At 39.1% G+C, this 5,325-nt stretch carries 6 protein-coding genes; 1 reads left to right on the top strand and 5 read right to left on the bottom strand.

The genetic code is table 11. The annotated features are described in order from the left end of the window. Window positions 1-610: 610 nt before the first annotated feature. The 4 genes from C8R30_RS15310 to C8R30_RS15295 all read right to left on the bottom strand — a co-directional run bounded on the left by C8R30_RS15310 (window position 611) and on the right by C8R30_RS15295 (window position 2,980). Window positions 611-1,330 carry an SAM-dependent methyltransferase gene (locus C8R30_RS15310; protein WP_107790527.1) on the bottom strand — a complete coding sequence of 240 codons (720 nt, stop codon included), beginning with the start codon at window positions 1,328-1,330 and terminating at the stop codon, window positions 611-613. 71 nt (window positions 1,331-1,401) lie between these two features. Next, window positions 1,402-1,785, bottom strand: coding sequence for a Co2+/Mg2+ efflux protein ApaG (gene apaG, locus C8R30_RS15305; RefSeq protein WP_090666377.1), 384 nt, complete (start codon window positions 1,783-1,785; stop codon window positions 1,402-1,404). Window positions 1,786-2,432: 647 nt separating this feature from the next. After that, complete coding sequence (locus tag C8R30_RS15300; RefSeq protein ID WP_107790526.1) at window positions 2,433-2,624, bottom strand: hypothetical protein; 192 nt, start codon at window positions 2,622-2,624, stop codon at window positions 2,433-2,435. Between the two features lie 74 nt (window positions 2,625-2,698). Continuing rightward, window positions 2,699-2,980, bottom strand: a complete 282-nt coding sequence (locus C8R30_RS15295) for a high-potential iron-sulfur protein (protein WP_090666382.1) — start codon at window positions 2,978-2,980, stop codon at window positions 2,699-2,701. 810 nt (window positions 2,981-3,790) lie between these two features. On the opposite strand from C8R30_RS15295, the gene C8R30_RS15290 reads away from it, so the two are divergent. Further along, window positions 3,791-4,303, top strand: a complete 513-nt coding sequence (locus C8R30_RS15290) for a hypothetical protein (RefSeq protein ID WP_146156615.1) — start codon at window positions 3,791-3,793, stop codon at window positions 4,301-4,303. Between the two features lie 123 nt (window positions 4,304-4,426). On the opposite strand, the gene C8R30_RS15285 is transcribed toward C8R30_RS15290, so the two are convergent. Next, window positions 4,427-4,831, bottom strand: a complete 405-nt coding sequence (locus tag C8R30_RS15285; RefSeq protein WP_107790525.1) for a surface-adhesin E family protein — start codon at window positions 4,829-4,831, stop codon at window positions 4,427-4,429. Window positions 4,832-5,325 lie beyond the last annotated feature (494 nt).

Below are 5,325 nucleotides of genomic sequence, written 5' to 3'. Positions count from 1 at the left end.
ACAGGATGCACACCTCTTACCTCAAAAACCCAAAAAACTAGCGCCTTTGTTACATATTCGTTATAGCATTACCCACAAATTTTCCTGAAGAGCCATCAAATAAAACAATACCGGACGTTATCCTGATCACGCTTGCAAAATAAAAAACGCCTGAACGTGATTCAGGCGTTTCCAGTCAGGCAGGGTATTGATTAGCCCGGTAAGTGTTTTGGCTCAAAAAAACTCAACAACCGATAGATCAAATCAGATAAGAAATCGCATTTCCGACGGAAGCGTTTTCTACGGTCAATTTTACATAATATACATTATACGCAATTAGCTGCTTTTCTCGATTTGTGGAAAAACGCAAAAATCCCGCTGATTGTTTCCCAGAAAACCCTAAATCAGACACCCTCAAAATGCCCTTGGTAAACCATGCGAAAAGTCCGAGTGATTTTTTTTGTTCTGTAGATAAAAATACTGGAGAAATTCATGGACTTAGCGTAGGAAATTCCGGCGAAATTTTGATTCAAAATTTGTGCATTTTTTGGGGGGGCGTCTGCGTTACAGCGTAACGCTTGCTTGTTAGAGAAAAAGCATTTTTCTCGGACAAGAAAGGCGGTTTTACAGGCTAAAAAATATTTGAATTAGATAACAGAAAAACAGTTGGCTTTTTATTGATATCGGGGAGATTAGATTTCCATGTTTTTATTGACTTAGTGATGATATATTCACTTTCCAAAGTCAGGTTAGAAGCAATACATAATTCTGTTTCATCTTTACAATATTTAACAAGTGTTTCAAGTAGCTTTTGATTTCGATAAGGTGCTTCTATAAAAATTTGAGTTTGGCTCATTTTGGCAGATTGTTCCTCTAAATTGTGAATGACCCTAATCTTCAAATCATCTTTTACGGGTAAATAACCATGAAAATGGAAATTTTGTCCATTAAATCCAGACGCCATTAATGCTAAAAAAATTGATGAGGGTCCTACAAGAGGGACTATGGTCACATTTTTTTGATGTGCGATGTGTACTAGATTCGCTCCTGGATCAGCAATGGCAGGGCAACCTGCTTCGGACAAAAGCCCGATATCATATCCAGAGAATACTGGCGCTAATAATTGTTCAATCTCGTTAAATCGTGTGTGCTCATTGAGTATCTGCATCTCAATTTCTTGCAGCGGCCTATGACACTCAATTTGTTTAAGAAACAGCCTTGCGGTTTTGGGGTGTTCAACGATAAAATGCCGAAGATTGGCAACTCGTCGTTGCACATTCTCTGGAAGAATATTTCCCAGCCTGGTTTCGCCCAAGGGTGATGGTATGAGAAAAAGCTTACCAGGCGTCATTCTGTAAATTTATTAAAACAATTACCGCTTTTTGAAGTATATAAATGATTGAATAATTATTCCACTAGTTGCTAGTGGAGCACTCTTGGTACGCTCAGAATAAATTCAGGGATATCGACGGTAAAATGAAAACCATCTTCAGCCACCATTTGATAGCTACCTTTCATAGAGCCAGCCAAGGATGAAATTGCTGTACCACTGGTATACTCAAAACTATCACCTGGCTTTAGCAATGGCTGTTCACCTACTACACCCAAACCTCTGACTTCATGCACATTACCATCGCCACTAGTAATGATCCAATGGCGGCTTATTAATTGTGAGGCCACTGTGCCTGTATTAGAAATAGTGATGGTATAGGCAAAAACATGGCGGTCTGCATCTTCATCTGATTGTTCGGGCAGATAGGCTGTCCGAACTGATACGTCAATATCGTACTTTTTTTCTTCATCCATAATTAATATTGTTACATACCATTTCTTAAATTGTCGTTGCTGCCTAGTGAAATTTAATCGTCCACTAATATTATACGCAAACATATTATAAAGCGATTTCTAGATATTTCAGTGCTTAAAACCAGAGACTATTTCTAGTTAAATAGGGGTAAATGCCTGGGTCATCTCAGTCATGCTGCCAATGCTTTATCTCCCCAGACCATAGTCGAAGCCAGTGGTTCTATGTAACAGGATATCGTTTACCAAGTTGAAATTTAGAAGCTCTAAGGCCGAGCCTAGACAATCAGTATTACCGAGAAGACATGGAGCGAATACAGCATCCATCCAAAAATTGAATGCGCGCTGCCATTTGGGGAACAATTAAAGAACCCGTGCAAGATACTCTTCAGAGGGCCATAAAATTAATAGCAGCAGTGGTGTGAATATAGGTGTAAGGTAACGATCGACCTGAAATATCATCGGCAAACTCTAAAGTAAACACCTTCCAATAAACTTACATGTGGCTTGCTAACCTGAAAACCTAAAGGTGAATGTTTTACATGAATATCTACGGCAACCAAATCGATTGCGTCAAGATATCAGGTGCAATCCGCTACTCCGACCCAATCCGCCATCTCATTACCCAAAGGGGTCACCACTAATAAATTTCAGTAGATAATTGATCCTTCCTCGATTAGTTTTTTTCGTTTAAGGTATTCACTGTAGTCAATGTTCCCTGACTTAAGGTCCTCTTCAAGCTTATTCAGCTGCTGCTTGTTTTGGTATTCATAAGCACCGCCAGCTGCACCGGCTCCAATCAATGCCGCGCAACCGGTAAGAATACTGGTTACAAGGAACATAACAATTAATCTTGATAGATTCTGCACCGTGGTTTACTCGCTTATATATGAGATATTAAAATCTATTTAACCGTTTATGATTTCGGAGAAAAAGCAGTGCACCAGCCTTGAGGACTGATGCTACCAGCTACAACTTTACATTCGCCATTAGCGTCTGAAGTATCTCCAGGAATGAATTGTATACAATTACTACACTTTTCGCTCCCATTTGGCTTATCTTGATACTTCATTAATGCTTTCGATGCTTTGGCTGCTTCGGCTTTGTAAGCATCTCCCCAAACATAAGGTATGGTAGCACCAAGAACTATATACTTGATTAACTCACGACGTGATAGTTTCTTTTGACGATAATTCATAGCCCCTCCTCGTAATCTTTTAAACAAAAATACAATAATGAACTAGCTTTACCCCCTGATAAATTATAGATCTTCCTATCTTAATAGATTAATTTACTTTTCCATTTTAAACTTTTCTTGTGACTACCAAGTGTAATACTTTTTGGCTCTCACAAAATAAGGGTTGCCCTGAGATTTAAACTTGCAGCACTGCTGGAAATTTACTCTTTTGTTCTGAGCCGGTCGATAATTAACAGCTTATCGTTTCACCGCATTCAGGCATCTTTTTTCATAGATTTCAAGTCTGCTTGCGATTTCATGCCATTTATCAATGATTGCTAACCCCCGATATAATCTTCTCTTCTCATGTATTCCCACGTAATGTAGCACTGCTAACGGGATGATTGTGATTGGTGGATTGCATCACTTTGGTATAGGAATCCCACTATTACGAGTTTGTTTCTATCTCTCTATTTTACCCTCTCTCTCCCTTTGCCTCATTTTACTGTGCTAGTTGATAGCTGCGAGGATACTCAGCGCTTCCAGGTAATCAGCATGTACTCCCGCAGCCTGCAGTCCTAAAACTCGAAGTGTAAAATTTTGGATAGGCCCTGGATTTCAGCTTTCTTTCATTGGACTGTTGAAGCATTCGCTCTAAAGTGGTCATTTTTTGACAATCACGACAATACGCATGTCCTTCGAACTTTCTCGTATTATTCACACAGCCGAGCTATACTCTGTACACTTATAGCTCCTTCCTGTGGTTTGAGTAGCTTATAACGTATATAACATACTGATAATATAAAATAATATATGTTGGTAAAAACTATTATGAATAGATATCTGAAAGCTCTAATTGTGATTTGCGGCTTGTATTTTTGTGATGCCTTAGCTGAAGAAGCACCCAGTTTCCAAAATAATATTCTCAAAATCCCTCGAGTTGACGCACCTGAGCAAGTGGGAAAATATCAAAATGCTGAATTCAGTCTAGCTCCTGATGGACGATGGGATTTGTTACAAGCAAATGAAGCCCAATGGGCATTTATTGAAGAAATTGAGGTAAAAATACTAGAAAGCTTTCCAGTGCAAATTCATGTTGCGGTAGTGGGTTATCTCCCTACACCTTGTTATCGCCTCGGGCCGATCAATAAGCGCTATGTCGACAACCGTTTTGAGATAGCAGTCAATATGACATCACCTCCAGCAGGCACTACTTGCATTGCGGTCTTAGAGCCATTTGAGACAGCTATACCGCTAGATGTATACGGTTTACTGGAAGGGATCTATCAAGTTCAGGTAAATGACAAATCAGGAAGTTTTGTGCTGAACAAAGATAACCAATAGGATCATCTCTCATTCGGATACCAGTCGAATAACCCGAAACTCTATGATTATCGCAACGAAATACATAATCAAAAGAGTCTAAATTTACACATTCCGTGGTTGATTCTTTTTAACCACCCTAATTCACTCAGATAATTTCTCGCAAGCTGTTTCTAAGAGGGTCTGCGAAACACTTCCGGGTGATATAGGCTCCCAGTTATCCGGATCACTATTCGAATAAACTACCTGGCCCTCCCCCATATTCGAACTGAACAACGTGAATGCAAGCATTCTCGCCTGCTCTTGTTTGCAGTCGTACTCTTTTTGATATTTTGAAGATAAGAACTCAATACCACCGAATTCTTTCGCAGCCTTAAAGTCTCCAAGTGACCACATTTTAACTGTGCCTTCTGTTTCCTGAATGGCGTCATAATCGATATAGATTGTTACTGAATCATCAGCACTTTTATCTACTAAAGACCAATCAGCCATCACGGTTTTGGCTGCAAAAATCAGTATTAAAGCTAGCAGCACCTCTTTCATGCGCATTAGATTACTTGCTCTTCATTTGTATCATTCATGCATTTAGCACCTTATTGAAGTGGCGCCTAAAGCGAGTAAGTGGCTAAACTCTGATAGTGACAGCTAATCGAAGAGAGCATTGATGATAGTCAAAAACTTCTGCAAAATTCAGAGGGGAAGTAGTATCAACAGTACTTCCAGAAGTTAAACAACGCCCACTTTTCAGTCAATACTAAAACCTATTGTCTCCTCTGTCATGTATTGCTTTACAAAATTTGAGCAGTAGATAATCTGCGATACTATTTATAAACGATATGCCGCTAACTTTCAATTCTCTTTTAATTTCATCCCTATTATTACTCTATGGAGCAATGTTTTATAGAGAATAGCGCTAAAAGCTCATAAAAACAAAAATGCGTGACCAGTTACAAACACTGGTCACGCAATAGGGTGGGTTACTTCAAAAGATTATAGTTATTAAAATTCTTGTCAGTTTGTTGCGGATGAGGTTGTTTTATTGC

The organism is Nitrosomonas nitrosa (assembly GCF_003051105.1).
Taxonomy (GTDB): domain Bacteria; phylum Pseudomonadota; class Gammaproteobacteria; order Burkholderiales; family Nitrosomonadaceae; genus Nitrosomonas; species Nitrosomonas nitrosa.
The sequence above is the reverse complement of the archived record's forward strand: the minus strand, read 5'-3'. Positions and strand labels throughout refer to the sequence as shown.

What these genes read in the sequence shown, in the direction of transcription:
- C8R30_RS15310 (WP_107790527.1), bottom strand. Translation starts at nt 1,330, where the DNA reads ATGACGCCTGGTAAGCTTTTTCTCATACCATCACCCTTGGGCGAAACC.
- apaG (WP_090666377.1), bottom strand. Translation starts at nt 1,785, where the DNA reads ATGGATGAAGAAAAAAAGTACGATATTGACGTATCAGTTCGGACAGCC.
- C8R30_RS15300 (WP_107790526.1), bottom strand. Translation starts at nt 2,624, where the DNA reads ATGTTCCTTGTAACCAGTATTCTTACCGGTTGCGCGGCATTGATTGGA.
- C8R30_RS15295 (WP_090666382.1), bottom strand. Translation starts at nt 2,980, where the DNA reads ATGAATTATCGTCAAAAGAAACTATCACGTCGTGAGTTAATCAAGTAT.
- C8R30_RS15290 (WP_146156615.1), top strand. Translation starts at nt 3,791, where the DNA reads ATGAATAGATATCTGAAAGCTCTAATTGTGATTTGCGGCTTGTATTTT.
- C8R30_RS15285 (WP_107790525.1), bottom strand. Translation starts at nt 4,831, where the DNA reads ATGCGCATGAAAGAGGTGCTGCTAGCTTTAATACTGATTTTTGCAGCC.